This window comes from Nocardioides ungokensis (assembly GCF_013466985.1).
Taxonomy (GTDB): Bacteria; Actinomycetota; Actinomycetes; order Propionibacteriales; family Nocardioidaceae; genus Nocardioides; species Nocardioides ungokensis.
Genome location: NZ_CP059164.1, coordinates 2,625,270 through 2,650,428, shown reverse-complemented (window position 1 = coordinate 2,650,428; position 25,159 = coordinate 2,625,270). Strand labels below are relative to the sequence as shown.

The window sequence follows — 25,159 nt, the reverse complement described above, 5'->3', positions numbered from 1 at the left end:
CCGGCCTCGGGGCTCAGTCCAGCGCGCGGACGCCCCAGGAGGCCGAGTGCTCGTCGCCTGCTTCGCCCGAGGCGGCCAGCGTGACGAGGTCGTCGCCGGAGCGGAACGCGTCCGGAGGCGCGGTCATGGGCTCCACCGCCAGGGACCGGCGGGCCGTGCCCGGCACGTCGTCGGCGCTGAAGACCTGCAGCCAGCGGTGCCGCTGGTCGACCCACAGTGCCACGCCGTGCCCGCTCACCGGGTCCCGCAGGACCGCCGTGGCGATGCCCTGCTCGTCGCGCTCGAGATCGGTGAAGGCGTCGTCGAACGCCGTGTCGCGGATCGGCCGCGCCATCCGGAAGTCGTACGCCGTGTCCTCCACGTCGGTGCGCCCGACCGGCAGCAGCCGGTCGTCGACCAGCGCCCGGGTCGCCGCCGGCAGGGTCAGCTCGAGCGTGTCCACCGGGCCGGCCCCCACCGCGAGGTAGGGGTGGGCGCCGCTGGCGTACGGCGCGGCCGTGTCCGCCAGGTTCGTGGCGGTCTGGGTGACGGTGAGCCCGTCGGCGGAGAGGTCGTAGAGCACGTGCAGGTCGAGCGTCCAGGGGTAGCCCGACTGCGCCATCAGCCGGTAGACGAGCGACACCGAGTTGCCGGTGTGCTCCTCGAGGGTCCAGGCCACCCAGCGGACCAGCCCGTGCGAGGCGTTGTGCCGCGCCGGCTCGGAGAGCGGCAGCTGCAGGTCCCGGTCGCCGAAGCGGTAGGCGCCGTCGCGGATCCGGTTCGGCCAGGGCAACAACTGCTGGCCGCGACCCCCGGAGGACATGGCGTCCTCGGCGAAGCCGTCGAGCAGCGGCCGCCCGGCGTACTCGAGGAGGCGCAGCGCGGCCCCGCTCTCGGTCACGACGGCGCGGTAGCCGCCGCCGGTGATCTCGAACTGGTCACCACTGGGAGGAAGCATGGGGCCAACCCTAGGGGGTGTCTCTCAGGTTCCCGGCCGTCGCGAGCGTCGTCCCGCGGAGTGGCTGGCGAGGCTGAGGAGGGAGACGTGGCGGAGCCACGGCGAGTGACGCCGACGAAGTCCAGGTGCCTGTGGGACGGGGCGCGCAGCAGGCCAGGGACCTGGGGAACACCCCTAAGGTCTGGCGAGGCGTGGTGGGGTCGACCCGGTGCCGTCGACCAGCAGGTGGGCACGGCCGCGAGTCCCGTCGAGGTCGAAGTGCGCGGTCTCGTCCGCCATCCACTGTCGCCACCGGTCGGCGAGGGCGGCACCGTCCCGCTCCAGCCCGCGGCGCAGCCGGAGGTCGGCGGGCGCGGAGACCCAGGCCAGGGCCGTGGTCAGGTCGGCGTGGGTGCGGGACCCGGAGCCGACGCCCTCGAGCACCAGCAGCGGGCCCGGAGGCACGGTGAGGGTCTCGGCATAGCGGCCGGCGTGCCAGTCGTAGCGCCGGTAGCAGCCCGGCCGGTCGCGGGCCAGCGGCCGGAGCAGCGCCTCGAGCTGGTCGCCCAGGCGCGGCAGCCCGCCCCAGCCGTCGTAGAGGTCGTCCATGTGGATCACCGCGGTGTCCGGGCGCAGTGAGGCCACGGCCGCGGCCAGCGTCGTCTTGCCCGACCCGGCCGGCCCGTCGACGCAGAGCAGCCGCCCGGAGCCGAGCGTCGGAGGTCGCGACTCGGCAAGCTCCAGCAGCAGCTCCGCCGCGTCCACCCGACCCACGACTCAGAACGCGAGCCCGAGGCCGCGGTAGGTCGGGACCGAGTCCACGAACGTGTCGCCCTCCAGCAGGTGGACGGTCGTGGCGTGCTCGAACGGCTCACCGGACTTGGCGTGACGGAACCACACCAGGTCGCCGATGCGCAGCAGGGTCGCGCCGTGGCCGGTCAGCGGCGTCTGCACCTCGCCGGCGCCCTCGAGGCCGGTCAGCCGCAGTCCGGCGGGGGCCCAGGGGGTGGGGAGGCGGTCCGCCCCGGCTGCGCCGGAGGCGACCAGGCCGGCGCCGTGGACCGTGGCCACCTGCGGTGAGGGACGGCGTACGACGGGGACGCCGAAGAAGGCGGCCGGCCGGGGTTCGAAGGACTCGTAGTGGTCGAACAGGGTCGGGACCAGGAGGCCCGAGCCGGCGGCCACCTCGGTGACGACCGGGTCGTGCGCCGACTCCTCCACCGAACCCGAGCCGCCCGCGTTCCAGAACTCCAGGGACGCGATCTGCCGCAGGGCGTCGTCGATCTCGCGACGGCGTGCCTCCAGCTGACCCATGGACAGCGACTTCATCCGCCGTACGACCATCGAGCGGGCCCGCTGGGTGGGCAGCCGGTCCGGAAGCCCGGCCACCTGGCCCTCGTAGGTCATCGCCCCGACGAGCCGGAAGCCGCCACGTCCGTCGACGGCGCGGGCGAGGTCGACCACGTCGTCCACGTCGTGGAGCGGGGAGCGCTTCGGTCCCACGTGCTGGCCGCCGACGCGCAGGCCCGCGTCGATGTCGATCGCGATCCGGACCGGCACCGCCAGCGAGGCGCGCACGGAGTCGACGAGGTCGAGATGGCTCCGGTCGTCGACCATGAGGGTGATGTGGGAGGCGGCCGAGGGGGAGCCGACGAGGTCGGCGAGGGCGCCCCGGTCGACGGTCGGGTAGGCCACCACGATGTCTTCGGAGACCTCGTGCTCGTGCAGCCACAGCGCCTCGCGCAGCGTGTAGGCGAGGACGCCGTGGAAGCCGGGGTGGTCGAGGGCGCGCTCGATCAGCGCGGGGACGCGCAGCGACTTGGACGCGACCCGGACGGGCTTGCCGCCCGCCCGGCGGACCAGGTCGTCGGCGTTGGCGTCGAAGGCGCCGAGGTCCACCACCATCGTCGGGGTGGGCAGGGGAGTGCCGTGGCCGGCCACGGCCCGGTTGAGCCGCGCCCACAGCCGGTTGCGGTCGACGAACGAGTGCGCCATCAGGAGATGCCGCGCTTGCGGAGGAGCGCCTCGATCTCTGCCATGTCGTCGTCGATGGCGGGAGCCCCACGCCCACCCGGTGGGAGTGCCTTGCCCCGCTTGCCGCCGGTGGCGGCCTTGGCGGAGTCGCTCCGCGTGCCCAGCTGGCGGGCGCGCAGGAAGCCCGAGACCACGAAGAGGACCACGGAAACGCCGGCCAGCGCGAAGCCCATCCAGACGAACGGGCTGAACACCAGGCTGGCGGCCCAGTCGGCGATCGCGCCGGCGATGCGGGTGATGAGGCGCAGGGTTCTCGTGAGGTACGCCGCGAGCGGCAGCAGCGTGAAGGCTGCCGCGCGCAGACCGGAGGCCAGGCCCCGCCGCTGGAAGGAGAGCCAGGTCCAGATCGCCCCGAGGATCGTCAGGGTGAGCGTGAGTGCCGCCCAGGTCACGTCGTCCACACCCCCAGCGTTGCACAACGCTGGGGGCGTGGACGGTCTCGGTCACGCCGACGCGGCCACCGGGCGCGTCGGGACCGTGGCGCCCAGCAGGCCCCTCTCGCGCAGGATCGGCATCACACCCTCGCCGAACCAGTAGGCCTCCTCCACGTGCGGGTAGCCCGACAGGATGAACTCGTCGATGCCGAGGCGGTGGTACTCCTCGAGCCGGTCGGCCACCTCACGGTGGCTGCCCACGAGCGCTGTGCCCGCGCCGCCGCGGACCAGCCCCACGCCGCTCCACAGGTTGGGCGCGACCTCCAGCTCGCGTGCCGAGGAGTACGACGAGCGCCCGCCGCGCAGCGAGAGCATCCGCTGCTGACCCGTCGACTCGCTGGCGCCCAGCGCCGCCTGCGCCTTGGCCACGGTGGCCGGGTCGAGCCCGTCGAGGAGCCACTGGGCGTGCTGCCAGGCCTCCTCGCCGGTGTCGCGCGACAGCGTGTGGATCCGCAGCCCGAAGCGCAGGGTGCGCCCCTCGGCGGCGGCCAGGTCGCGCATCCACGCGATCTTCTCGCGCACCAGCTCCGGGGGTTCGCCCCAGGTCAGGTAGACGTCGGCGTGCTTCGCGGCGACCGGCCCGGCCGGCCCGGAGGAACCACCGAAGTAGATGTCGGGCACCGGGTCGATGCCCCCGCTCACCATGGCGCCCTCGGCCCGGTAGTGGTCCCCGGCGAAGTCGAACGGTGCCCGGGTCCAGGTGCCGCGCACGACGGAGAGGAACTCCTCGGTGCGTGCGTAGCGCTCGGCCTTCGCCGCGGTGTCCCCGAAGCGGGCCTGCTCCTTCGGCTCGCCGCCGGTGACGACGTTCAGCATCAGCCGGCCGCCCGAGATCCGCTGGTAGGCGGCCGCCATCTGGGCGGCGAGCACCGGGTTGATCACGCCGGGCCGGAAGGCGACCAGGAACTTCAGCCGGGTCGTCTCACGGATCAACGCCGCGGTCGTCAGCCAGGCGTCCTCGCAGAAGGTCCCGGTCGGGGTGAGCACCCCCTCGAAGCCGAGCTTCTCCGCCGTGCGGGCGACGTCGGCGAGGTAGTCGATGGTCGGCTCGCGGAACCCGTCGGTCATCGTCTCGCGCAGGCCGGAGCGCACCTCGTGCGGCACGCCCTGGCCGGCGCCGACCAACGACCGGCTGTCGCCGGAGGTCGGCAGGAACCAGTGCAGCTTCACCCGGTTGTCGGCTGTCATGTCACTTCCCGGTCGTCTCGGAGTTGAACTTGTCGGTGAAGAACGGCGCCACGTCGACCTTGCCGGGCAGCAGGCCGTTCTCGGTGAACGCGTCGGCCATGCCCTGCTCGGAGTCGATGACGTCCTGGCTGATCGGGACCAGCTGCACGTCGCGCTTCTTGGTTGCGGCGAGCGTGATGTCCTCGCTCAGGCCGGTCTCCTCGGACCAGACCTTCGCCCAGTCCTCCTTGTGGGTCTGCGACCAGACCTGCGCCTTGGCGATCCTGCCCACGTAGTCCTTCAGCGCGGCGGTCGTGGCCGGGTCGTCGAGCGCGGCCTGCGAGGCGATCTGGAACACGTAGCCGTTGACCAGGCCCTTGCCGGTCGCGATCACCTTGGCGCCGGCCTCCTGCTCGGCCTGGGAGGTGAAGGGCTCCCAGATGGCCCAGGCGTCGAGGTGCCCCGAGCTGAACGCGGCGAGGGCGTCGGCCGGCTGGAGGTTCTGCACCTTGACGTCCGAGTACTTCAGGCCGGCCTTGTCGAGCTGGGCGAGCAGGTTGTAGTTGGCCGAGCTGCCCTCGGCGACACCGACGGTCTTGCCCTTGAGGTCGGCGACACTCTTGATGGGCGAGCCCTTCGGGACCACGATCGCGTCACCGGTCCCGCCGTACGTCGCGGCCTGCACGGCCTGGAACTCTCCCTTGGCTGCCGCGGCGAACAGGGGCGGGGTGTTGCCCACGCCGCCCGATGTGGATGGAGCCGGCGTTCAGTGCCTCGAGCAGCGGCGGACCGGAGGTGAACTCCTGCCACTGGATCTTGTACGGCACGTCGTCGAGCTCGCCCGCGGCCTGGAGCAGCGCCTTCGAGCCGCCCTTCTGGTCGCCGACGATCAGGGTGACCTTCGAGAGGTCGACCGAGCCGTCCTTGTTGACGGCGCCCTCGTTGCCGGTGGCGGATCCGCCGCAACCGGTGAGGAGCAGGGCGAAGGCCACCGCAGCAGCCAGGCCGGCGGCGAGCACCCCGAGCCGGCCACGGCGCCTGCTGTGGACCGCACGGCGGGCGCTCATGCCTTGCCCGCCTTCTGAACCTGCTTCTGGGCCTGCTGCTGCACGTAGTCGTTGAACTCGTCGGTGAAGTAGTCCGACACGTTCACCGAGCCGGGGAGCAGGTCGTTCGCGGAGAACGCGTCGGCCATCTTCTGCTCGGAGTCGATGACGGACTGGTCGATCGGGACCACCTTGACCGGGCGCTCCTTGGCCGCGGCGAGGGTGACGTCCGGCGTCAGGCCGGTCTGCTCGGCCCACACCTTGGACCACTCCTCCTGGTGCTGGCCGGCCCACAGCTGGGCCTGGGTGATCCGGCCGAGGTAGTCCTGCAGGGCGGCCTTGGTGGCCTTGTCGTCGAGCGCCGCGTTGGAGGCGACCTGGAAGTTCAGGCCGTTGAGGAGGTCGTTGCCGTCCGCGAGGACGCGTGCCCCCTCCTGCTTGACCGCCTGCGAGGTGAACGGGTCCCACGTCGCCCAGGCGTCGAGGTGGCCGGAGGTGAAGGCGGCCAGCGCGTCGGCGGGCTGGAGGTTCTGGACCTTGACGTCCGAGTACTTCAGCCCGGCGTTCTGGAGCTGGGCGAGCAGGTTGTAGTTGGCCGAGCTGCCCTCGGCGACCCCGACGTTCTTGCCCTTGAGGTCGGCGACCGACTTGAGGGGGGAGTCCTTGGGGACGAGGATCGTGTCGCCCTTGCCGGTGTAGGTGACCGCCTGGACCATCTTGAACGTGCCCTTGGCGGCGGCGGCGAAGATCGGCGGGGTGTTGCCGACCATGCCGACGTGGATGGAGTCGGCGTTCAGGGCCTCGAGCAGCGGCGGCCCGGAGGTGAACTCCTGCCACTGGATCTTGTACGGCGTGTCGTCGAGGCCGGCTGCCTTCAGCAGCGCCTGCGCGCTGGTGCCCTTCTGGTCGCCCACGATCAGGGTCACCTTCGAGAGGTCGACGGAGCCGTCGCTCTTGACGGCCCCCTCGTTGCCGGTCGCGGAGCCTCCGCAGCCGGCGAGCAGGAGGGCGCCGGCGACGACGCCGGCGACGGCGGCGAGCCGGGTCCTTCGGCGGGTCCGGCGGACGAGGTGGAGGTTCATGCTGCTCCTTGGTTGGTCAGGGGATTGCGGTTGGGGTTGGGCGGAGTGGGCTTGACGCCCAGCGCGTCCAGGAGCTGGGCGCGGGCCCCGGCGATCTCCGGCTGGGACGGCGCCCGGTCGGAGCGCGGGAGGGTGATCTGCCAGCTGTGCGCGAGCCGGCCCTCGTCCATGACGACGACGCGGTCGGCGAGGGCCAGGGCCTCGTCGACGTCGTGGGTCACGATGAGGACCGCCATCGAGTGGCGACGCCACAGGTCGATCACCAGCTGGTGCATCTCGATCCGGGTCAGGGCGTCGAGCGCGCTGAAGGGCTCGTCGAGGAGCAGCAGGGACGGGCTGCTCACCAGCGCCCTGGCCAGCGACACCCGCTGGGCCTGGCCGCCGGAGAGCTCGCGCGGCCAGCTGCCGAGCTTCTCGGACAGGCCGACCTCGGCCAGGGTCCGGGTCGCCAGGTCGGCGCGCGAGCGGCGCTCCGGGGTGTTCAGGAGCGCCAGCTCCACGTTGTCGCGGACCCGACGCCACGGCAGCAGGCGGGGCTCCTGGAACGCGACCGAGGTGCGTCCCGAGATGGCCACCTCGCCGGCGGGCACGGGGTCCAGCCTGGCCAGGCTGCGCAGCAGCGTTGACTTGCCGCACCCGCTGCGACCGAGCAGGGCGACGAACTCGCCGGGACGGATGTCGAGGTCGATCGACTTCAGCACGTGCGTGTCGCCGAAGGACCGGTTGTGGGCGGTCACCCGGGCGACGTACGCGCCGGGGGAGTCGGTGGTGGTGGGGGTGCCGTTCTTCTGGGGGGTCTTCAGCCGCGCCATGCGAGGGCCCTGCCTTCGAGGTATCGGACAACCGCGTCGGTCGCGAGACCGAGCAGGCTGTAGACGGCCAGGCCGACGACGATCACGTCGGTCTGGAGGAAGTCGCGGGCGTGGTTGATCATGTAGCCCAGCCCGGAGTGGGCGCTGATGGTCTCCGCGACGATGAGGGAGAGCCAGGCGATGCCGAGGCTCTGGCGCAGTCCGACGAGCGTCTGCGGGAGGGCGCCGGGGACGACCACGTGCCGGATCCGCTGGGTCCAGGTCAGCCCCATGGCGCGGGCCGCCTCGACGGTCTTGCGGTCGATGCCGTGGATCCCGGACAGCGTGTTCAGGTAGAGCGGGAACGCCACCCCCAGCGCGATCAGCGCGAGCTTCGGCGCCTCGCCGATGCCCATCCAGATGATGAAGAGCGGGATGAGCCCGAAGTGCGGAAGCGTGCGCAGCATCTGCATCGGCGGGTCGATGGCGTGCTCGCCCAGCCCGCTCAGGCCGGCCAGGATGGCGAGCGCGAGGCCGATGACCGCGCCGACCGCGAAGCCGATCCCGACGCGCTGGACCGAGACCAGCGTGGCCGCGCCGAGCGTGCCGTCGCGGACGAGGTCGGCGGCAGTCGCCGCGATCTGCTGGGGCGAGGCGATGGTGCGCTCGCTGAGGACGCCGGCGCTGCTGAGCACCTGCCACAGGGCGACCAGCACGACGGGCGAGACCCATCTGCGGAGGAACAGGAGGCGGGACCCGCGACTGCGTGACCGACGCCTGGGACGGGTGGGGGCGGTGGGAGCCGCCACGGTTGTCGTGGACATGAGGCCTATGTCTACGGATTTAATAGACTTAAATCAAGCCGAACGCTCAAGCTCGGGCGTGTCGTGTCCCACACCGGCAGTCCGCGGCCGGGCTGCCGGTTTCTCGGTGGGTGGCCGGTCGGGGAGACTGGCTCGGTGATCGAGTCCGGAGCCGAGGGGGAGCCGTCCCGCCGCATCCCCGACCCGGGGTTCGCCGGCGACACGGGCGCTGTCCCGAGCGGTCTTGCCGCAGCCCTAGCGGCGTACGCCGCCGATCCGCGCGGCTCCTACGTCCGGGTGCTGGACGAGCTCCGGTCCGCTCGGGTGCTGGTCCCGGTGGTCGCCGTGCTCGGCGAGGTCGAGCACGACGAGGCCGGGCTGGTCCACGACAAGACCAGCGACATGGCCGCCGTGCTGCTCCAGGGCAACGACGGCCGGCTGGCGCTGTTGGCGTTCACCGGCACCGAGTCGCTCGCGGCGTGGAACTCCGAGGCGCGACCCGTCCCCGTCCCGGCGCAGGTCGCAGCCCAGTCGGCCCTGCAGGACGGCGCGGCCGCCCTGGTCGTCGACGTGGCCGGCCCCGTCACCGTCGTGGTCGAGGGCCCGGACCTGAGCGGCCTCGCGTCCGGCTGGCGCCTCGCCGTCGTGGGGGAGCGTGCGGCGTGGATTCGGCCTGAGCCGGAATGATCCGCTAGCATTCCGTGTTGACCGATCAGTTCCCGATCCGTGCCTCGGCATGACTCGGGGGCCGATCTCACAAGCGGAGACCAGGCACCACGCGTTCTCCCACCCGCACCGACCGCCGCAGCCCCAGCAGCATCCGGGGTCGCACAGGTCGTCGGGTCCGGTCCCGGGTCACGGCCCGGTGCGCAGCTCGCGCACCACAAGTCGTACCCGGCGATGCGTAACCCCTGCGGGGAGCACGTGTCCTGACTGGCTTCCGCTTGCAGCAAGCGGAAGCCTTTGTTGATTTCGGGCCCGGTCCCGGACTGGCAGAGACCTCCGGCCAGAAATCCATCAGGAGGACACATCAGCACCGAGCTTCGAATCAACGACCGGATCCGGGTTTCCGAGGTCCGTCTCGTTGGCCCCAGTGGCGAGACCGTCGGCATCGTTCCCACCGCCGACGCGCTGCGCCTTGCGCAGGAGCCGACCTCGACCTCGTCGAGATCGCTCCCATGGCCCGTCCGCCGGTCTGCAAGCTCATGGACTACGGCAAGTTCAAGTACGAGAACGCCCAGAAGGCTCGTGAGGCGCGTCGGAACCAGACGAACGTCATCATCAAGGAGATGAAGCTTCGTCCGAAGATCGACGCGCACGACTACGAGACCAAGAAGGGTCACGTCGTGCGTCCTCAAGGCCGGGGACAAGGTCAAGATCACGATCATGTTCCGCGGTCGTGAGCAGCACCGCCCGAGCTGGGGTTCCGGCTGCTGCAGCGCCTGGCCGAGGACGTCACGGAGCTCGGCTTCGTCGAGTCCGCGCCCAAGCAGGACGGGCGCACATGATCATGGTGCTCGGCCCGCACAAGAAGAAAGGCCGACGCCAAGGTCGACATGCAGGCGGCCAAGGAGTCGAAGGCCGCCGAGCGTGCCGCGCTCGAGGCCGACGATAAGGCGGAGCGCGACGCCGCGCACGCCGCCGGCCCGGTGGCGAGGAAGAAGGAGCGCGGGCGCTCCGAGAACCTCGACCCCGAGATCGACGCCTGACGCGGCACCGCCGCCCCCCACGCTGACGACACGATCGGCCGCCGCAGTGCGGCCCGACCACGAGATAGAGAGCGAAAGAGATGCCGAAGAACAAGACGCACTCCGGTGCTGGCAAGCGGTTCCGGGTCACCGGCTCGGGCAAGATCCTTCGGGAGAAGGCCGGCAAGCGCCACAACCTCGAGAAGAAGCCCTCGAAGGTCACGCGTCGGATGACGGGCACCACCGAGCTCGCCAAGTCCGACGTGAAGCGCGCCAAGAAGATGCTGGGTCTCTGACCTCCAGCTGATCCTGAACCACCGCCGGTCGAGCATGTCGAGGCCGGCGCACCCCGAACCAAGCAACAAGGAGTAACAACGTGGCACGCGTCAAGCGGGCAGTGAACGCCCAGAAGAAGCGCCGGGTCGTCCTCGAGCGCGCCAGCGGTTACCGCGGACAGCGTTCGCGCCTCTACCGCAAGGCGAAGGAGCAGGTCACCCACTCGCTGGTCTACAGCTACAACGACCGGCGCAAGAACAAGGGCAACTTCCGCAAGCTGTGGATCCAGCGCATCAACGCTGCGGCTCGTGCCCAGGGCATGACCTACAACCGCTTCATCCAGGGCCTGAACCTGGCCGGCGTCGAGGTGGACCGCAAGATCCTCGCCGACCTGGCCGTCAACGACATCGCCGCGTTCAACGCGCTCGTCGAGACCGCCAAGGCCGCCCTGCCCGAGGACGTCAACGCGCCCAAGGTCTCTGCGTAGTCCGGTGGTTGAGGAAGGCGCGCAGCGCCTGTCTCGAAACCCCCTGACCGTGGGCAACGCCCGGGTCAAGGAAGCACGCAAGCTCAGCCGCCGCTCGGTTCGCACCGAGCGGCGGCTCTTCCTTGCCGACGGCCCGAAGGCCGTCGAGGGTGCCCTCTCGGTCCCGGGGTGCGTCGTCGAGGTCTTCGCCACGGCCACCGCCACCGAGCAGTACGCCGACCTCGTCGCCGCCGCGGGCACCTGGACCCTCGTGGACGACCAGGCGCTCGCCTCTCTCAGTGACAGCGTCACGCCGGCCGGCGTGGTCGGCCTGTGCCGCTTCGTCGACCGACCGCTGGTCCACGTGCTGGACCGCGGGCCCCGGCTGGCCGCGATCTGCGCCGACATCCGCGACCCCGGCAACGCGGGGACCGTGATCCGCTGTGCTGACGCCGCCGGCGCCGATGCGGTCGTCTTCGCCGGACAGTCGGTGGACTTCTACAACCCCAAGACCGTCCGGGCCAGCGTGGGCAGCCTGTTCCACCTGCCGCTGGCCACCGAGGCGGACCCGGCGGCCGCCGTACGCGCCGCCCAGGCGACCGGGCTGGTCGTGCTGGCCGCCGACGGTGCGGGCGAGCTCGACCTCGACGAGTGCGACGACCTGCTCGCGCGGCCGACCGCCTGGCTCTTCGGCAACGAGGCTTGGGGGCTGCCCGACGAGCTCGCCGCGCTCGCCGACCACCGGGTCCGGATCCCGATCCACGGCCGGGCGGAGAGCCTCAACCTGTCGACCGCTGCCGCGCTGTGCCTGTACGCGTCGGCACGCGGGCAACGGCGTGCTTGACCTCCAGGTGACCTGAAGCCCGACCGTGGTGCTCGTGCTCTCACCGCCACTGTTCCAGGTGACGGGTCGTGGCGCGTCGCCGGAGATCAGCCGTCGATCCGCCAGCGGTTCCAGAACCTCGTGAGGTCGGTGTCGCCCGCGGCCTCCTGCACCGCGGCCTTGAGCTCCGGGGTGGTCGCGACGCCGTACTCGTGGGCCGCGACGTACTCGCGGAGCATGCGGTCGAAGACCGCTGACCCGAGCTTGTCCCGGAGCGCCAGGAGCGCGCACGGGCCGTTGCTGTAGACCGCGTTGAAGTAGGCGCCGTCGTCCCCGACCCACACGTCCATGCCGTCGGAGATCCGCTCGTCGCCGAGGAACGACGGGGTGCCCCGGCAGGTGGAGCGGGAGTGGCCGTAGAACCGGAAGTTGGCGTACTGCGCGAAGGACTCGTCGAGCCACGGATCGGCGTACTCGTCGTTGCCGACGAGCGCGTAGAACCACTGGTGGGCGAGCTCGTGGACCGTCGGTCCCGGCAGCCCGGACATGACGAACCCCGGGTACTCCATGCCGCCGAGGTTCCAGTCGACGTCGACGACGTCGACCTCGCGGTAGGGGTAGTCGGCGAACCACCGGCCGAACCGGTCCATCGCCGGCAGCGCCTCCTCGCGCAGCGACCGGAGCGCCTCGCGTCGCGTGTCGTGGCTGGTGTACCACTCGCGGACCACGGTGCCGTCGCCGGCGGTGCCCCGGACCATCGAGAAGCGGCCGGCCGCCCAGGCGAAGTCGCGCACGCGAGCCGCCCGGACGTGCGTCGTGACCCGGTCGCCGTGGGCGCGTGAGCCCACGGCACTGCCGGTGGCCGGCACGTCGACTCCCCGCGGATGGTCGAGCCGCACGTCCCAGTCAGCGGTGAGCGAGGAGAAGGACTCGCCGAACCCGACGTAGGGGGAGCGCTGCCAGGTGCCGTCCTCGCGCACCGCGAGGATCGGGAGCGCGTTCGTGAGGTAGGAGCGCCCGTGCCACGAGCCGAAGCGCGCCCTGCGGACCGGAGCCGCGATCCGGACCCGCACGGAGACCGTGCCGACGTCGCCGGGTGCGAGCGGTGAGGCGAGGCGGATGGCCAGATCGGTGCAGTGGACCCGCAGCGCCCGCGGCGTGCCGCCCCGGACCTCGCTGACGACCAGCGGTCGTGGGGTCGAGCAGCCGCGGGGGCCGTTGGGCCACAGCCTCAGGTGCACGCTGTCGAGAGGGGAGGCGCCCGTGTTGCTGAAGGTGATCCTCTCGGTGCCGGTCCACCGCCGGCCCACGGCGTCCTCCTGGTGCAGGCGCACCGTGTACGTCGCGCCGTCGGGAGTGCGCTCCACCTGCGCCGGCTCGGGTGTCGCCACCGCGGACGCCGGTGCCATGACCGGCCCCCTGGTCGCTGCCGTGGTCGCGGGCGCGGCGGTGAGCAGAGCCGAGGTGAGCAGGGCAGCGATGACCGCGCGTCGGTGCAGCGAGCGTCGCGGGCATGGTCGTGTCGAGTCGAGCAAGGTGAGCACCCCCGTGGTGTCCCGGACCGTGGCCGCCCCACAATAGGGGCGCCTGGCGGTCGCGGCTGGTTAGGGTGGCAGCGTGTCCGAGTCCGCGCAGACCCTTGCCGATGCCCTTGCCGACGGCGCCGTGATCGCAGACGCCGACGGCCGGGTCACCCTGGTCAACCGGGTGGCCGGGCAGATGCTCGGTGTGCAACCCGAGGACGCGGTCGGCAAGTCCCTGGCGGACGTCCTCGCCCTGCGAGACCAGGACGGCCGCGACTGGTTCTCGAGCAACTGCCCGTACCAGGGCCTGGTCACGCGGAGCGCGATTCCCGAGCAGCCGTGGCTGCTGCCCAACGGCAGCGAGGTGCTGGTGGTCGCCCGGATCCACCGCCGTCGCTGTCGACCCCTGTCGACCGCGTGGCCGTCAGCCTGCGGTCCGGCCGCGGGGCGCGCCCGGCTCGACCGGGAGCGGTCCGACCTGGTGGCCACCGTCGCGCACGAGCTCCGCTCCCCGCTCACGGGCGTCAAGGGTTCGTCCAGGCACTGCTCAACCGCTGGGACAAGCTGAACGACGACCAGAAGAAGCTGATGCTGACCACGGTCGCGTCGGACTCCGACCGGCTCAGCCGCCTGATCGCGGAGCTGCTCGACGTCGCTCGCATCGACACCGGTCGGCTCCAGCTCTACCCCCGCCCGGTGGACGCCGGGGTGCTGGTGACCCGGGTGGCGGAGTCGGTGCGGGCGAGCACCAGCCGGCCCATCGAGCTCGACGTCGCCGCGGACCTGCCCGAGATCAGCGTCGACCCCGACAAGTTCACCCAGGTGGTCACCAACGTGGTCGAGAACGCGGTGCGCCACGGCGACGGGACGGTCCGGGTGTCCGCCCAGGCGGTGGGCACCGACGACGCCGACCGCGGCGTCCGCCTGGTCGTCGACGACGAGGGCAGCGGCATACCGCCGGAGATGAGGCGCCGGGTCTTCACCAAGTTCTGGAAGGAAGGTGCTCGCGGGGGTCGGGCCTGGGTCTCTACATCGTCAACGGGCTGGTCCGCGCCCACGGCGGCACCGTCACCATCGACGAGGCCCCCGGCGGTGGGGCCGGCTGGTGCTCATGTGGCCCAGTGAGGACCGTCGCCCCGTCTCCTAGCGCGCAACCCGGTCGCGGCGGGAGACGCGACCTTCCTAGACTTGGCGCGCACGACCGCGGTCACCGAGCCCGTGCCCGGCAGACCAGCAGGACCAACCCCGCAGCACCAAGAGCCCCGGAAGGCAGTCATGTCGGGACCCAACAGCGACTACGACCCGGTGGAGGTCACTCCCTTGAAGCCCGAGGAGGTCGAGGCCGCTCGCGACGCAGCCCTGGCGGCGATCGGTGCGGCCACCGATCTCGAGGGGCTGAAGCGGGTGCGCATCGAGCACACGGGCGACCGGTCGCCGCTGGCGTTGGCCAACCGCGAGATCGGCGCCCTGCCTCCGCAGGCCCGCAAGGAGGCCGGCCAGCGCATCGGCCAGGCGCGCGGCGCCGTGAACAAGGCGCTCGCCGAGCGGCAGGCCGTGCTGGAGGTCGAGCACGAGGAGCGCATGCTCGTCGAGGAGACCGTCGACGTCACCCTGCCGACTGACCGGGTCGCCGCCGGTGCCCGACACCCGATCACCACCGGTTCGGAGCGGATCGCCGACGTATTCCTGGCGATGGGCTGGGAGGTCGCCGAGGGACCGGTTATCGAGGCGGAGTGGCTGAACTTCGACGCGCTCAACCTCGGTGCCGACCACCCGGCCCGCACGATGCAGGACACGTTCTGGACCGAGCCGCAGGACCAGGGCATCGTGCTGCGCACCCACACCTCCCCGGTGCAGGCCCGCACCATGCTGACCCGAACCCCGCCGATCTACGTGGTGTGCCCGGGACGCGTCTTCCGCACCGACGAGTACGACGCCACCCACAGCCCGATGTTCCACCAGGTCGAGGGGCTCGTCGTCGACGAGGGGATCACCATGGCCCACCTCAAGGGCACCCTGGACCACTTCGCCGAGTCGATGTTCGGCGAGGGGATCACCACGCGCTTCCGCCCGTCGTACTTCCCCTTCACCGAGCCGAGCGCCGAGGTCGACCTCGTCTGCTTCGTGTGCCGCGGCGCAGCCGGGGTGGTCGAGTCGTGCCGCACCTGCCGCGGCGAGGGCTGGATCGAGTGGGGCGGCTGCGGCATGGTCAACCCGCGGGTGCTCCGCGCCTGCGGCGTCGACCCCGAGCGCTTCACCGGCTTCGCCTTCGGCATGGGCATCGACCGGACCCTGATGTTCCGCCACGCCATCGAGGACCTGCGCGGCTTCTTCGAGGGAGACGTCCGCTTCACCACCGCTTTCGGAACGGAAATCTGAGCATGCGCGCCCCCCTGTCCTGGATCCGTGACTACGTCGACCTGCCCGCGGAGGTCAACGCCGAGGAGCTCGCCCACGAGCTGACCGCGCTCGGGCTCAAGCTCGAGGCGCTCGAGAAGCCCGGCGAGGACATCACCGGCCCGCTGGTGGTCGGCCGCGTGCTCACCATGGAGCCCGAGCCGCAGAAGAACGGCAAGACGATCAACTGGTGCACCGTCGACGTCGGCGACGCCAACGGAACGGGCGAGCCGCAGGGCATCGTCTGCGGCGCCCACAACTTCGCTCCCGGTGACCTGGTGGTCGTCGTGCTGCCAGGTGCGGTGCTGCCCGGCGGCTTCGAGATCTCGGCCCGCAAGACCTACGGCCACCTCTCGGCCGGCATGATCTGCTCCTCCCGCGAGCTCGGCCTCGGCGACGACCACGAGGGCATCATCGTGCTGCCCGCCGATGCGGGGAAGCCCGGCGACGACGTGTTCGAGCTGCTGCACCTGCGCGACGAGGTCATCGAGTTCGAGATCAACCCCGACCGGGCCTACGCGCTGTCCCTGCGCGGCATCGCCCGCGAGGCCGCCCTGGCCCGCTCCGTCCCGTTCACCGACCCGGCCGCGCGCCCGGTGCCCGAGGCCAACGGCGACGGCTACCCGGTGGTCGTCGACGACGCCGACGGGTGCCCGGTCTTCGTCACCCGCACCGTCACCGGCTTCGACCCGGCGGCCCCCACCCCGTCGTGGATGTCGCGCCGGCTGTTCCTCGCCGGGATGCGTCCGATCTCGCTGGGCGTCGACGTGACCAACTACGTCATGCTCGAGCTCGGCCAGCCCATCCACGGGTACGACGGCGACAAGCTGGCCGGCCCGATCCGGGTCCGCCGAGCCACCGAGGGGGAGCGGCTGCGCACCCTGGACGGCGTCGACCGCACCCTGTCGTCCGAGGACCTGCTGATCACCGACGACTCCGGCCCGATCGGCCTGGCCGGCGTGATGGGTGGTGAGACTACCGAGCTCTCCGGCACCACCACCCACGTCGTCATCGAGGCCGCACACTTCGACCCGGTCTCGATCTTTCGCACCCAGAAGCGCCACAAGCTGCCCTCCGAGGCCTCGAAGCGCTTCGAGCGCGGGGTCGACCCGAAGCTCCCGGCGTACGCCTCCCAGCGCGTCGCGGAGCTGCTGACCACGTACGGCGGCGGCACCGTCGAGCCCGGTGCCACGCAGGTCGGTACGGCGCCGTCGCGCCCGCAGATCCGGATCGCGACCGACCTGCCCGCCCGGGTGACCGGGATGGAGATCGACGCCGCGACGACCGTGGCGAACCTGCAGGCGGTCGGCTGCCGGGTCGAGGTGGACGGCGCGGAGCTGACCGCGGTCCCGCCGTCATGGCGTCCCGACCTCAACGACCCCTTCGACCTGGTCGAGGAGGTGGCGCGGATCGTGGGCTACGACCAGGTGCCGTCGATCCTCCCGACGGCCACGTCGGGGCGTGGGCTGAGCCGCGAGCAGCGGCTGCGCCGCCGCGTCGGGCGCACGCTGGCCGGGGCCGGCTGCGTCGAGGTGCTGAGCTTCCCGTTCGTGGGCGATGCCGCCTTCGACGCCCTCGGGCTGCCCGCTGAAGACGTCCTGCGCCACACCGTGCGCCTGGCCAACCCGCTGTCCAGCGAGGACCCGTCGTACACCACGACCCTGCTCCCCGGGCTGCTCAGGGCCGCCGGTCGCAACCTCGGTCGCGGCGCTCCGGGCGTGGCGCTCTTCGAGACCGGCACGGTCGCGTTCCCGGCCGACCGCGGCCCGGCACCGATCTACGGGGTCGAGCGGCGACCGACCGTTGACGAGCTGGCCACGCTGCTGGAGGCCCTCCCCGAGCAGCCACTGCACCTCGCGGTGGTCCTCGCCGGCGAGCGCGAGCGCTCCGGCTGGTGGGGGGCCGGTCGCGAGGCCGGGTGGTCCGACGCGATCGGCGTCGTGCGCCGGCTCGGTGACGAGCTCGGCGTCGAGGTGACCGTCGACGCGGCCGCCCGGATGCCCTGGCACCCCGGCCGCTGCGCCCGGGTCTCGCTCGGGGGCGACGAGCTCGGCCACGCCGGCGAGCTGCACCCGCGGGTCTGCCAGGCCTTCGGCCTGCCGCCGCGCACCGCCGTCGCCGAGATCGACCTCGACGTCCTGATGCGGCACGCCCGTGACGTGGTGCCCGGCCCGCAGTTCTCGACGTACCCCGTCGCCAAGGAGGACGTCGCGCTCGTCGTGGCCACCTCGGTGACCGCCGCGGCGGTCGAGGCGGCGCTGCGCGAGGGCGCCGGCGAGCTGCTCGAGTCGATCCGGCTGTTCGACGTCTACACCGGCGACCAGGTCGGGGCGGGGCACAAGTCCCTCGCGTTCGCGCTGCGCTTCCGGGCGCCGGACCGGACGCTCACCGAGCAGGAGACGGCCGCCGCCCGCGACGCGGCGGTGGCGCTCGCCGCCGAGCGCACCGGCGCGGTCCAGCGAGCCTGACGGCGGGGTGACCGGCGCCCGGCGTCGGTCCCGCTTCCCGGCTCGGTTTCGACATGCTCCGTCGCGGCTTCGTGCTTCAGGCTCAGCCGCGGTCGCTGCTCAACCACCAGCGATCGCGCCAGCTGGCGCGGCCGCGATCAGGTGATCGGGTGGTTGACCGCCAGCCGGAAGTGGTCGTAGACCGCCTTGTCCCCGTGCACGCGCACGGCGCTGTCGTCGCCACGCCGCCACAGCCAGGCGTCCAGCGCGCCGGCCGGCCCCTCGATGACGGCGTCGGGGTCGGTGCCCGGGTCGTCCACGACCCGGATGTCGTCCTCGTCGTAGTGGACGTCGGTCTCGGGGTCGGTCCCGGTGAACCGCCCGATCTGGACCCACACCGACTCGTCGGCGTCGGTGACGTCGACGCGGACGCGGTGGGGGAGTCCTGCGAACTCGCCCCACGGCGGGGAGCCGCCGAACATCACGTCGAGGCACTCGAGCACGCCGTCGGCTGCGAGGCGGGCGTCCAGCGGCGTCACCGAGCCCGCGGTCAGCTCGGCGTCGAGGCGATGGATCAGCGCCTCGTGGGCCTGCCGGCGCAGGATGAAGCCCACCGACTGCTCGCTCGCCCACGTCCAGGCCGTCTCGGCGGGATCGGCCGCCTCGAGCTCGGCGACGAGCGCAGCAGAGCTCTCGTCGAAGGCCGCGAGCAGGCCGTCGTACGACGTGGGTCGCTCCGGATGCTGGAGGTCCTCGCCCGGACTGTCCGGCCTGGTGCGCACGTCCCGGGCCCAGAACCACTGCACGTCGGCGAGGTGCCAGAGCAGGTCGGAGGCATTCCAGTCGGGACAACTGGGTACACGTGACCGTGGGTCGCAGTCCGAGAGCACGTCGCGAAACCGGTGCGACTCGTCCCGGATGTGGCGCAGGTAGTCGGAGAACTCGAGCTTGGCCATGGCAGCACGGTAGTGGTGACGGACGACACACCGACAGGGCCGAGACGACTTGCACATGAACATGCGACTGCCCGTATAGTCATGCACATGACGAGGAGACGAGTCGCCGTCGCCGGCGCAAGCGGGTACGCCGGGGGCGAGCTGCTCCGGCACCTGATCGCCCATCCCGAGGTCGAGATCGCTGCCCTGACCGGCGCCTCCAACGCGGGCGAGCGGCTCGGCACCCTCCAGCCGCACCTGGTGCCGCTGGCCGACCGGGTGCTGGAGCCCACGAACCTCGACACCCTCTCCGGTCATGACGTCGTCTTCCTGGCGCTCCCGCACGGCCAGTCCGGCGAGATCGCCGCCCAGCTGGGGGACGACGTCGTGGTGATCGACTGCGGTGCCGACTTCCGCCTGGCCGACGCGGGGGCCTGGGAGAAGTTCTACGGCGGCACCCACGCCGGCACCTGGCCCTACGGTCTCCCCGAGCTGCCCGGCCAGCGCGCGCAGCTGACCGGTGCGACCCGGGTCGCCGTGCCCGGCTGCTACCCGACGGTCTCCACGCTGACGATGGCCCCGGCGGTGGCGGCCGGCCTGGTCGAGCCCGAGGTCACCGTGGTGGCCGCCTCCGGCACCAGCGGTGCCGGCAAGGCCGCCAAGCCGCACCTGCTCGGCAGCGAGATCATGGGCAACGCGAGCGCCTACGGCGTGGGCGGCACGCACCGGCACACCCCGGAGATCGTCCAGAACCTGTCCGGCCTCGTCGAGGGTGAGGTCCGGGTGAGCTTCACGCCGCTGCTGGTCCCCATGCCCCGCGGCATCCTGGCCACCTGCTCGGCGCCGCTCGCGGGCCCGCTCACCGCGGACGAGGCGTACGACACCTACGCCAAGGCGTACGCCGACGAGCCGTTCGTGCACCTCCTGCCCTCCGGCCAGTGGCCGCAGACCAAGTCGGTGACCGGCTCCAACGCCGTGCACGTGCAGGTCACGGTCGACGAAGCGGCGGGACGCCTGGTCGCCGTCGGTGCGGTCGACAACCTGGCCAAGGGCACGGCCGGTGCGGCCGTGCAGTGCATGAACCTCGCGCTCGGCCTCGACGAGGGCCTGGGCCTGACGTCGGTGGGAGTCGCCCCGTGAAGCTCAGCCAGTTCCCCGAGACCCTCGCGGTGGTCCGGCTCGGTCCCGGGGCCGAGGTGCCCCGGTGGGCCGAGTCGTCGTCGATCTTCTCCGTGACGGCGACGGCGACCGAGACCTCGGTCGTCTGCGCCGCGCGCAGCGTCCCGACCAAGGCCGTGGCACAGCGGCCGCTCACGGCGTTCGAGGTGGAGGGGCCGCTGGACTTCGCGCTCACCGGCATCCTCAGCCAGCTGCTCGCCCCGCTGGCCGAGGCCTCCATCAGCGTGTTCACCCTCTCGACCTACGACACCGACTGGATCCTGATGCCCCGCGACGCCTCCGAGCGCGCCGCGGAGGCCTGGCGGGCTGCGGGGCACGAGGTCGTCCCCGCTGTCCCCGCGAACGGAAAGGGCAACTCGTGACCGTCACCTCCCCGCGCGGCTTCCGGGCCGCCGGCGTCGCCGCGGGCCTGAAGTCGACCGGAGCGAAGGACCTCGCGCTGGTCGTCAACGACGGCCCGGCGTACGACTCCGCCAGTGTCTTCACCAGCAACCGGTGCAAGGCCAACCCGGTGCTGTGGAGCCAGGAGGTCGTCAAGGACGGCACCGTCCGCGCCGTCGTCCTGAACTCCGGCGGCGCCAACTGCTACACCGGCGCCGAGGGCTTCCAGACCACGCACGCCGTGGCCGAGCAGGTCGCCACCGACCTGGGCATCGGGGCGGTCGACGTCGTGGTCTGCTCCACCGGCCTGATCGGGCTGGCCAACCCGCGCCAGAACCTCCTCGACGGCGTGGACGCCGCCCACGCCGCCCTCAGCGGTGCCGGCGGCACCGACGCCGCCGAGGCGATCATGACCACCGACTCGGTCAGCAAGCAGGTCGTGGTCGAGGGAGCCGGCTGGTCCGTCGGCGGGATGGCCAAGGGCGCGGGCATGCTCGCCCCGCAGCTGGCCACGATGCTCGTGGTGCTCACGACCGACGCCGTGGTGCCGGCCGCCGACCTGGACACCGCGCTGCGCGCGGCGACCCGGGTCTCCTTCGACCGTCTCGACTCCGACGGCTGCATGTCGACCAACGACACGGTCACGGTCCTGGCGAGCGGCGCCAGCGGGATCACCCCGTCGTTGCCGGACTTCACCGAGGCCCTGACCCACGCGTGCACCGACCTGGCGATGCAGCTGCTGCGCGACGCCGAGGGCGCCGACCACGAGATCGCCATCACGGTGCTCAACGCCGCCAGCGAGGACGACGCCGTCGCCGTCGGCCGCAGCGTGGCCCGCAGCAACCTGTTCAAGGCGGCGGTCTTCGGCAACGACCCCAACTGGGGCCGCGTGCTCGCCAGCATCGGCACCACCGATGCCGCCTTCGACCCGGCCGACCTCGACGTGGCCATGAACGGCGTCTGGGTCTGCAAGCAGTCCACCCCCCACGCCGACCCGGCGACGGTCGACCTCAAGGGGCGCGAGGTCAGCGTGACCATCGACCTCAAGGCCGGCAGCGAGCGGGCCACCGTCTGGACCAACGACCTCACCCACGCCTACGTCCACGAGAACAGCGCCTACTCCTCATGAACGACGACACGACCCTGCCCAGCGACCTCCACCCGGACGGCAAGATCCACCAGCCGAAGCCGGCCGACCCGGCCAAGGCCGAGACGCTGGCCGCGGCCCTGCCGTGGCTCAAGCGCTACCACCAGAAGATCGTGGTGGTGAAGTACGGCGGCAACGCGATGACCGACGACACCCTGAAGCGGGCCTTCGCCGAGGACATCGCGTTCCTCCGGTTCGCCGGCTTCCGCCCGGTGGTCGTGCACGGCGGCGGACCCCAGATCTCCACGATGCTGGAGCGCCTCGGCATCGAGTCGGAGTTCCGTGGCGGCCTGCGCGTCACCACCCCCGAGGCGATGGACGTCGTCCGGATGGTGCTGGTGGGCAAGGTCCAGCGCGAGCTGGTCGGCCTGATCAACGAGCACGGCCCCCTCGCGGTCGGACTCTCCGGCGAGGACGCCGGGCTGTTCACCGCGGAGGCCACCAACACGGTCGTCGACGGCGAGGAGGTCGACCTCGGCCTCGTCGGCGAGGTCGCACACGTGCGTCCCGAGGCCGTCGTCGACCTGATCGAGGCCGGTCGCATCCCCGTGGTCTCCAGCGTCGCACCCGACGCGGAGGGTCGGGTCCACAACGTGAACGCCGACACCGCCGCCGCCGCGCTGGCCTCGGCCCTCGGCGCGGAGAAGCTCCTCGTGCTGACCGACGTCGAGGGCCTCTACCGCGACTGGCCCGACAGCGACGACGTGATCTACGAGATCAGTCCCGAGGGCCTCGCCGAGCTGATGCCGAGCCTGGCCAGCGGGATGGTGCCCAAGATGGGCGCCTGCCTCAAGGCGGTCCAGGAGGGCGTCCCGCGGGCGACCGTGGTCGACGGCCGCGAGCCGCACGCCGTGCTGCTCGAGCTCTTCACCGACGAGGGCGTCGGCACCCAGGTGCTGCCCGGGGTGACCACCAAGATCAGGAAGGCACGCCGATGAGCGACGCACAGGCCTGGCAGGACCGCTACGCCGGCGCCCTGATGAACACCTTCGGCCCACCGAAGCTGACGCTCGAGCGCGGGAAGGGCGCCCACGTCTGGGACACCGACGGCAACGAGTACGTCGACCTCCTCGGCGGCATCGCCGTCAACTCCCTCGGTCACGCCCACCCTGCTCTGGTCAGTGCCGTCACCGGGCAGTTCGAGACCCTGGGCCACATCTCGAACTTCTTCGCCAGCGAGCCGCAGATCAGGCTCGCCGAGAAGCTGCTCGAGCTGCTCTCCCCGTCGACGGGGCCCGTCGAGGGCCGGGTGTTCTTCGCCAACTCCGGCGCCGAGGCCAACGAGGCGGCGTTCAAGCTGACCCGGCGCACCGGCCGTACCCACGTGGTGGCGGCCGCGGGCGGGTTCCACGGGCGCACCATGGGCGCGCTCGCGCTCACCTCCAAGGAGGCCTACCGCACGCCGTTCGAGCCGCTGCCCGGCGACGTCACCTTCGTGCCCTACGGCGACGCCGACGCGCTGGCTGCCGCGGTGACGGACGAGACCGCTGCTGTGCTGCTCGAGCCGATGCAGGGGGAGGCCGGGGTCGTCGTGCCGCCCGCGGGCTACCTCGCGGCGGCGCGCGAGATCGCCACGCGTCACGGTGCGCTGCTGTGGCTCGACGAGGTGCAGACCGGCATCGGGCGCACCGGGCACTGGTTCGCCCACGAGACCTCCGGGGTCACCCCCGACCTCGTCACGGTCGCGAAGGGCCTGGCCGGCGGGTTCCCGATCGGCGCCTGCATCGCCCTCGGCGAGGCCGGGGCCCTGCTGCAGCCCGGCAACCACGGCACCACCTTCGGCGGCAACCCCGTCGCCTGCGCCGCGGCCCTCGCGGTCATCGACACGATCGAGTCCGACGACCTGCTCGCGCACGTGACCGAGCTCGGCCGGGCGCTCCGCGCCGGGCTGGCCGCCGACCCCCGGGTCACCGAGGTCCGTGGTGAGGGGCTGCTGATCGGGCTCGACCTGTCCGCCGAGGCCTCGGCCGACGTGACGGCCGCCGCGCTGCGACACGGCTTCATCATCAACAACCCCACGCCGCAGCGGATCCGGCTCGCGCCGCCGCTGGTGCTGACCCGCGAGGACGCCGACGCGTTCATCGCGGCCTGGCCGGCGATCCTGGACGATGCGATGGGGGAGGCCCCGTGACGCGGCACTTCCTGCGCGACGACGACCTGAGCCCGGCCGAGCAGGCACGGGTGCTCGAGCTCGCCGCCGACCTCAAGGCCGCGCCGTACGACGCCCTGCACCACCCCGGTCCCCTCGCCGGACCGCGGACCGTGGCGATGATCTTCGACAAGCCGACGCTGCGCACCCAGGCCTCGTTCGCCGCGGGCATCGCCGAGCTCGGCGGCCACCCGATGCTCGTCGACGGCACCCTGGCCGGCATCGGCGTGCGGGAGTCGGTCGAGGACGTCGCGCGGGTGCTCGGGCGGCAGGCCTCGGTGATCGTGTGGCGCACCTTCGCGCAGGACCACCTGGAGACGATGGCGGCCCACGCCGGCGTCCCGGTCGTGAACGCACTCACCGACGACTTCCACCCCTGCCAGCTGCTCGCCGACCTGCTGACGGTCCGGGAGCACAAGGGGGAGCTGGCCGGGCTGACCGTGGCCTTCGTCGGCGACGGCGCCTGCAACATGGGCAACTCCTGGCTGCTCGCCGGTGCCACGGCCGGCATGCACGTGCGGGTCAGCTCTCCCGAGGGCTACGCACCGGGACCGGACATGGTCGAGGCAGCCGCGGTGATCGCCGCCAAGACCCGTGGCTCGGTCGCGCTGGAGCCCGACCCGGTGGCCGCTGTCACGGGTGCCGACGTCCTCGTCACCGACACCTGGGTCTCGATGGGCAAGGAGGCCGAGGCCGGCGCCCGGGGCGAGGTCTTCGCCGCCTACCGGCTCGGTGTCGAGCTCGTCGCCGGGGCGAAGCCCGACGCGATCGTCATGCACTGCCTGCCCGCCTACCGCGGCAAGGAGATCGACGCCGCCGTGATCGACGGCCCGCAGAGCGTGGTGTGGGACGAGGCGGAGAACCGCCGGCACGCCCAGAAGGCTGTCCTCACCTGGCTGATGGAGCCTCGCGATGAGTGACGCGTCCCTGCGGCCCACGACCAAGAACGCCCGGCACCGGCGGATCGTCGAGCTGGTGACCCAGCACGAGGTGCGCTCCCAGTCCGAGCTGGCCGGTCTCCTCGCGCAGAGCGGCCTACGGGTCACCCAGGCCACGCTCTCGCGCGACCTGGTCGAGCTGGACGCGGTGAAGATCCGCACCGCCACCGGGGCACTGGTCTACGCCGTTCCGGCCGAGGGTGGCGACCGTCGACCGAGCGCACCGGGGGAGTCCGCCGCGGCCACGCACCGGCTGGGCCGGATGCTGGGTGAGCTGCTGGTCAGCGCGGAGTCCAGCGCCAACATGGTGGTGCTGCGGACCCCGCCCGGCGCCGCCCAGTATCTCGCCTCCGCCTTCGACCGCTCCGAGATGCCCGAGGTGCTCGGCACCGTCGCCGGGGACGACACCGTGCTGCTCATCAGCCGTGACCCGGCCGGCGGAGACGACCTGGCCCGACGAATCCTGGCGCTGGCGGACTCCCACCAGGCGCCGGCGCCCTGACCCCCAACCCGTCCCGGCGAGACCCGGCACCGGCC

At 72.2% G+C, this 25,159-nt stretch carries 29 protein-coding genes and 1 pseudogene; 18 read left to right on the top strand and 12 right to left on the bottom strand.

Translation table 11 applies throughout. The features are described from left to right. Nucleotides 1–13 precede the first annotated feature (13 nt). The 10 genes from H0S67_RS13065 to H0S67_RS13025 all read right to left on the bottom strand — a co-directional run bounded on the left by H0S67_RS13065 (nt 14) and on the right by H0S67_RS13025 (nt 8,186). On the bottom strand, nt 14–937 hold the full coding sequence (locus H0S67_RS13065) for an aldose 1-epimerase family protein (RefSeq protein ID WP_180933416.1): 924 nt from the start codon (nt 935–937) through the stop codon (nt 14–16). A 174-nt stretch (nt 938–1,111) separates the two neighbouring features. After that, on the bottom strand, nt 1,112–1,690 hold the full coding sequence (locus H0S67_RS13060; protein ID WP_246354714.1) for a uridine kinase family protein: 579 nt from the start codon (nt 1,688–1,690) through the stop codon (nt 1,112–1,114). A 3-nt stretch (nt 1,691–1,693) separates the two neighbouring features. Then, nucleotides 1,694–2,911, bottom strand: coding sequence for an amino acid deaminase/aldolase (locus H0S67_RS13055; protein WP_180933415.1), 1,218 nt, complete (start codon nt 2,909–2,911; stop codon nt 1,694–1,696). Beyond that, nucleotides 2,911–3,351 carry a hypothetical protein gene (locus tag H0S67_RS13050; protein ID WP_219635260.1) on the bottom strand — a complete coding sequence of 147 codons (441 nt, stop codon included), beginning with the start codon at nt 3,349–3,351 and terminating at the stop codon, nt 2,911–2,913. The genes H0S67_RS13055 and H0S67_RS13050 overlap by 1 nt, the downstream gene beginning before the upstream one ends. 42 nt (nt 3,352–3,393) lie before the next feature. Then, a complete protein-coding gene (locus H0S67_RS13045; RefSeq protein ID WP_180933414.1) occupies nt 3,394–4,572 on the bottom strand; it encodes an LLM class flavin-dependent oxidoreductase in 1,179 nt (392 codons plus the stop codon). 1 nt (nt 4,573) lies between these two features. Further along, the gene (locus H0S67_RS13040) at nt 4,574–5,290 is read right to left on the bottom strand and encodes an ABC transporter substrate-binding protein (protein WP_219635259.1); all 717 of its coding nucleotides are present in this window, start codon (nt 5,288–5,290) and stop codon (nt 4,574–4,576) included. Beyond that, nucleotides 5,205–5,618: a type 2 periplasmic-binding domain-containing protein gene (locus H0S67_RS23650; protein WP_219635258.1), complete on the bottom strand. Its 414-nt coding sequence runs from the start codon at nt 5,616–5,618 to the stop codon at nt 5,205–5,207. The genes H0S67_RS13040 and H0S67_RS23650 overlap by 86 nt, the downstream gene beginning before the upstream one ends. Next, complete coding sequence (locus H0S67_RS13035) at nt 5,615–6,679, bottom strand: ABC transporter substrate-binding protein (RefSeq protein WP_180933413.1); 1,065 nt, start codon at nt 6,677–6,679, stop codon at nt 5,615–5,617. The genes H0S67_RS23650 and H0S67_RS13035 overlap by 4 nt, the downstream gene beginning before the upstream one ends. Beyond that, entirely contained in the window at nt 6,676–7,491 is an 816-nt protein-coding gene (locus H0S67_RS13030) for an ABC transporter ATP-binding protein (protein WP_180933412.1), read from the bottom strand. The genes H0S67_RS13035 and H0S67_RS13030 overlap by 4 nt, the downstream gene beginning before the upstream one ends. After that, complete coding sequence (locus H0S67_RS13025; RefSeq protein WP_219635257.1) at nt 7,479–8,186, bottom strand: ABC transporter permease; 708 nt, start codon at nt 8,184–8,186, stop codon at nt 7,479–7,481. The genes H0S67_RS13030 and H0S67_RS13025 overlap by 13 nt, the downstream gene beginning before the upstream one ends. A 243-nt stretch (nt 8,187–8,429) precedes the next feature. Between H0S67_RS13025 and H0S67_RS13020 the strand changes: the two genes are divergently transcribed. The 7 genes and pseudogenes from H0S67_RS13020 (at nt 8,430) to H0S67_RS12995 (ending at nt 11,547) form a co-directional block, all read left to right on the top strand. Continuing rightward, a complete protein-coding gene (locus tag H0S67_RS13020; protein ID WP_180933410.1) occupies nt 8,430–8,960 on the top strand; it encodes an SseB family protein in 531 nt (176 codons plus the stop codon). Between the two features lie 276 nt (nt 8,961–9,236). Next, nucleotides 9,237–9,469 (top strand): annotated as a pseudogene (locus tag H0S67_RS25285) (translation initiation factor IF-3); the annotation flags it as partial. Further along, nucleotides 9,452–9,676 (top strand): translation initiation factor IF-3, encoded by a 225-nt coding sequence (gene infC, locus H0S67_RS25280; RefSeq protein WP_343050502.1) that lies wholly within the window; start codon nt 9,452–9,454, stop codon nt 9,674–9,676. The pseudogene H0S67_RS25285 and the gene infC, both read left to right, overlap by 18 nt. A gap of 153 nt (nt 9,677–9,829) precedes the next feature. After that, a complete protein-coding gene (locus H0S67_RS13010; protein WP_180933409.1) occupies nt 9,830–9,982 on the top strand; it encodes a hypothetical protein in 153 nt (50 codons plus the stop codon). 80 nt (nt 9,983–10,062) lie between these two features. Then, nucleotides 10,063–10,257, top strand: coding sequence for a 50S ribosomal protein L35 (gene rpmI / locus H0S67_RS13005; protein WP_180933408.1), 195 nt, complete (start codon nt 10,063–10,065; stop codon nt 10,255–10,257). Nucleotides 10,258–10,337: 80 nt separating this feature from the next. Continuing rightward, nucleotides 10,338–10,724 carry a 50S ribosomal protein L20 gene (gene rplT / locus H0S67_RS13000; RefSeq protein ID WP_180933407.1) on the top strand — a complete coding sequence of 129 codons (387 nt, stop codon included), beginning with the start codon at nt 10,338–10,340 and terminating at the stop codon, nt 10,722–10,724. Between the two features lie 43 nt (nt 10,725–10,767). After that, nucleotides 10,768–11,547 (top strand): TrmH family RNA methyltransferase, encoded by a 780-nt coding sequence (locus H0S67_RS12995; RefSeq protein WP_425489936.1) that lies wholly within the window; start codon nt 10,768–10,770, stop codon nt 11,545–11,547. A gap of 86 nt (nt 11,548–11,633) precedes the next feature. Here the strand turns inward: H0S67_RS12995 and H0S67_RS12990 are convergent, their stop codons facing one another. Beyond that, nucleotides 11,634–12,935, bottom strand: a complete 1,302-nt coding sequence (locus tag H0S67_RS12990; protein ID WP_180933406.1) for a M1 family metallopeptidase — start codon at nt 12,933–12,935, stop codon at nt 11,634–11,636. Nucleotides 12,936–13,143: 208 nt separating this feature from the next. Here H0S67_RS12990 and H0S67_RS25275 point away from each other — a divergent pair, with 208 nt between their 5' ends. The 4 genes from H0S67_RS25275 (at nt 13,144) to pheT (ending at nt 17,914) form a co-directional block, all read left to right on the top strand. Beyond that, the gene (locus tag H0S67_RS25275) at nt 13,144–13,617 is read left to right on the top strand and encodes a PAS domain-containing protein (protein ID WP_246354712.1); all 474 of its coding nucleotides are present in this window, start codon (nt 13,144–13,146) and stop codon (nt 13,615–13,617) included. A gap of 20 nt (nt 13,618–13,637) precedes the next feature. Next, on the top strand, nt 13,638–14,174 hold the full coding sequence (locus H0S67_RS25270; protein ID WP_246354711.1) for a sensor histidine kinase: 537 nt from the start codon (nt 13,638–13,640) through the stop codon (nt 14,172–14,174). A gap of 150 nt (nt 14,175–14,324) precedes the next feature. Further along, nucleotides 14,325–15,428 carry a phenylalanine--tRNA ligase subunit alpha gene (gene pheS / locus H0S67_RS12980; protein WP_180933405.1) on the top strand — a complete coding sequence of 368 codons (1,104 nt, stop codon included), beginning with the start codon at nt 14,325–14,327 and terminating at the stop codon, nt 15,426–15,428. A gap of 2 nt (nt 15,429–15,430) precedes the next feature. Continuing rightward, nucleotides 15,431–17,914, top strand: a complete 2,484-nt coding sequence (gene pheT, locus H0S67_RS12975) for a phenylalanine--tRNA ligase subunit beta (RefSeq protein WP_180933404.1) — start codon at nt 15,431–15,433, stop codon at nt 17,912–17,914. Nucleotides 17,915–18,051: 137 nt separating this feature from the next. Here the strand turns inward: pheT and H0S67_RS12970 are convergent, their stop codons facing one another. Next, on the bottom strand, nt 18,052–18,849 hold the full coding sequence (locus H0S67_RS12970) for a maleylpyruvate isomerase family mycothiol-dependent enzyme (RefSeq protein WP_180933403.1): 798 nt from the start codon (nt 18,847–18,849) through the stop codon (nt 18,052–18,054). An 81-nt stretch (nt 18,850–18,930) separates the two neighbouring features. Between H0S67_RS12970 and argC the strand changes: the two genes are divergently transcribed. From argC to H0S67_RS12935, 7 genes are read left to right on the top strand one after another with little or no spacing between them, the layout of a single operon-like run. Further along, complete coding sequence (gene argC / locus H0S67_RS12965; RefSeq protein ID WP_180933402.1) at nt 18,931–19,968, top strand: N-acetyl-gamma-glutamyl-phosphate reductase; 1,038 nt, start codon at nt 18,931–18,933, stop codon at nt 19,966–19,968. Next, entirely contained in the window at nt 19,965–20,369 is a 405-nt protein-coding gene (locus H0S67_RS12960; protein WP_180933401.1) for an ACT domain-containing protein, read from the top strand. Before argC ends, H0S67_RS12960 begins: the two co-directional genes overlap by 4 nt. Further along, entirely contained in the window at nt 20,366–21,517 is a 1,152-nt protein-coding gene (gene argJ, locus H0S67_RS12955; RefSeq protein ID WP_180933400.1) for a bifunctional glutamate N-acetyltransferase/amino-acid acetyltransferase ArgJ, read from the top strand. The genes H0S67_RS12960 and argJ overlap by 4 nt, the downstream gene beginning before the upstream one ends. After that, nucleotides 21,514–22,473 carry an acetylglutamate kinase gene (gene argB / locus H0S67_RS12950; RefSeq protein ID WP_180933399.1) on the top strand — a complete coding sequence of 320 codons (960 nt, stop codon included), beginning with the start codon at nt 21,514–21,516 and terminating at the stop codon, nt 22,471–22,473. The genes argJ and argB overlap by 4 nt, the downstream gene beginning before the upstream one ends. Continuing rightward, on the top strand, nt 22,470–23,666 hold the full coding sequence (locus H0S67_RS12945) for an acetylornithine transaminase (RefSeq protein WP_180933398.1): 1,197 nt from the start codon (nt 22,470–22,472) through the stop codon (nt 23,664–23,666). The genes argB and H0S67_RS12945 overlap by 4 nt, the downstream gene beginning before the upstream one ends. Then, nucleotides 23,663–24,604, top strand: a complete 942-nt coding sequence (argF, locus tag H0S67_RS12940; protein ID WP_180933397.1) for an ornithine carbamoyltransferase — start codon at nt 23,663–23,665, stop codon at nt 24,602–24,604. Before H0S67_RS12945 ends, argF begins: the two co-directional genes overlap by 4 nt. After that, nucleotides 24,597–25,124: an arginine repressor gene (locus H0S67_RS12935; RefSeq protein ID WP_180933396.1), complete on the top strand. Its 528-nt coding sequence runs from the start codon at nt 24,597–24,599 to the stop codon at nt 25,122–25,124. Before argF ends, H0S67_RS12935 begins: the two co-directional genes overlap by 8 nt. The last annotated feature ends 35 nt before the right edge of the window (nt 25,125–25,159 follow it).

Coding starts and splice junctions, on each gene's coding strand:
- H0S67_RS13065 (WP_180933416.1), bottom strand. CDS start 937: ATGCTTCCTCCCAGTGGTGACCAGTTCGAGATCACCGGCGGCGGCTAC.
- H0S67_RS13055 (WP_180933415.1), bottom strand. CDS start 2,911: ATGGCGCACTCGTTCGTCGACCGCAACCGGCTGTGGGCGCGGCTCAAC.
- H0S67_RS13045 (WP_180933414.1), bottom strand. CDS start 4,572: ATGACAGCCGACAACCGGGTGAAGCTGCACTGGTTCCTGCCGACCTCC.
- H0S67_RS23650 (WP_219635258.1), bottom strand. CDS start 5,618: ATGAGCGCCCGCCGTGCGGTCCACAGCAGGCGCCGTGGCCGGCTCGGG.
- H0S67_RS13035 (WP_180933413.1), bottom strand. CDS start 6,679: ATGAACCTCCACCTCGTCCGCCGGACCCGCCGAAGGACCCGGCTCGCC.
- H0S67_RS13030 (WP_180933412.1), bottom strand. CDS start 7,491: ATGGCGCGGCTGAAGACCCCCCAGAAGAACGGCACCCCCACCACCACC.
- infC (WP_343050502.1), top strand. CDS start 9,452: ATGGCCCGTCCGCCGGTCTGCAAGCTCATGGACTACGGCAAGTTCAAG.
- H0S67_RS13010 (WP_180933409.1), top strand. CDS start 9,830: ATGCAGGCGGCCAAGGAGTCGAAGGCCGCCGAGCGTGCCGCGCTCGAG.
- rpmI (WP_180933408.1), top strand. CDS start 10,063: ATGCCGAAGAACAAGACGCACTCCGGTGCTGGCAAGCGGTTCCGGGTC.
- H0S67_RS12990 (WP_180933406.1), bottom strand. CDS start 12,935: ATGGCACCGGCGTCCGCGGTGGCGACACCCGAGCCGGCGCAGGTGGAG.
- H0S67_RS25270 (WP_246354711.1), top strand. CDS start 13,638: ATGCTGACCACGGTCGCGTCGGACTCCGACCGGCTCAGCCGCCTGATC.
- pheS (WP_180933405.1), top strand. CDS start 14,325: ATGTCGGGACCCAACAGCGACTACGACCCGGTGGAGGTCACTCCCTTG.
- pheT (WP_180933404.1), top strand. CDS start 15,431: ATGCGCGCCCCCCTGTCCTGGATCCGTGACTACGTCGACCTGCCCGCG.
- H0S67_RS12970 (WP_180933403.1), bottom strand. CDS start 18,849: ATGGCCAAGCTCGAGTTCTCCGACTACCTGCGCCACATCCGGGACGAG.
- argC (WP_180933402.1), top strand. CDS start 18,931: ATGCACATGACGAGGAGACGAGTCGCCGTCGCCGGCGCAAGCGGGTAC.
- argB (WP_180933399.1), top strand. CDS start 21,514: ATGAACGACGACACGACCCTGCCCAGCGACCTCCACCCGGACGGCAAG.
- H0S67_RS12945 (WP_180933398.1), top strand. CDS start 22,470: ATGAGCGACGCACAGGCCTGGCAGGACCGCTACGCCGGCGCCCTGATG.
- H0S67_RS12935 (WP_180933396.1), top strand. CDS start 24,597: ATGAGTGACGCGTCCCTGCGGCCCACGACCAAGAACGCCCGGCACCGG.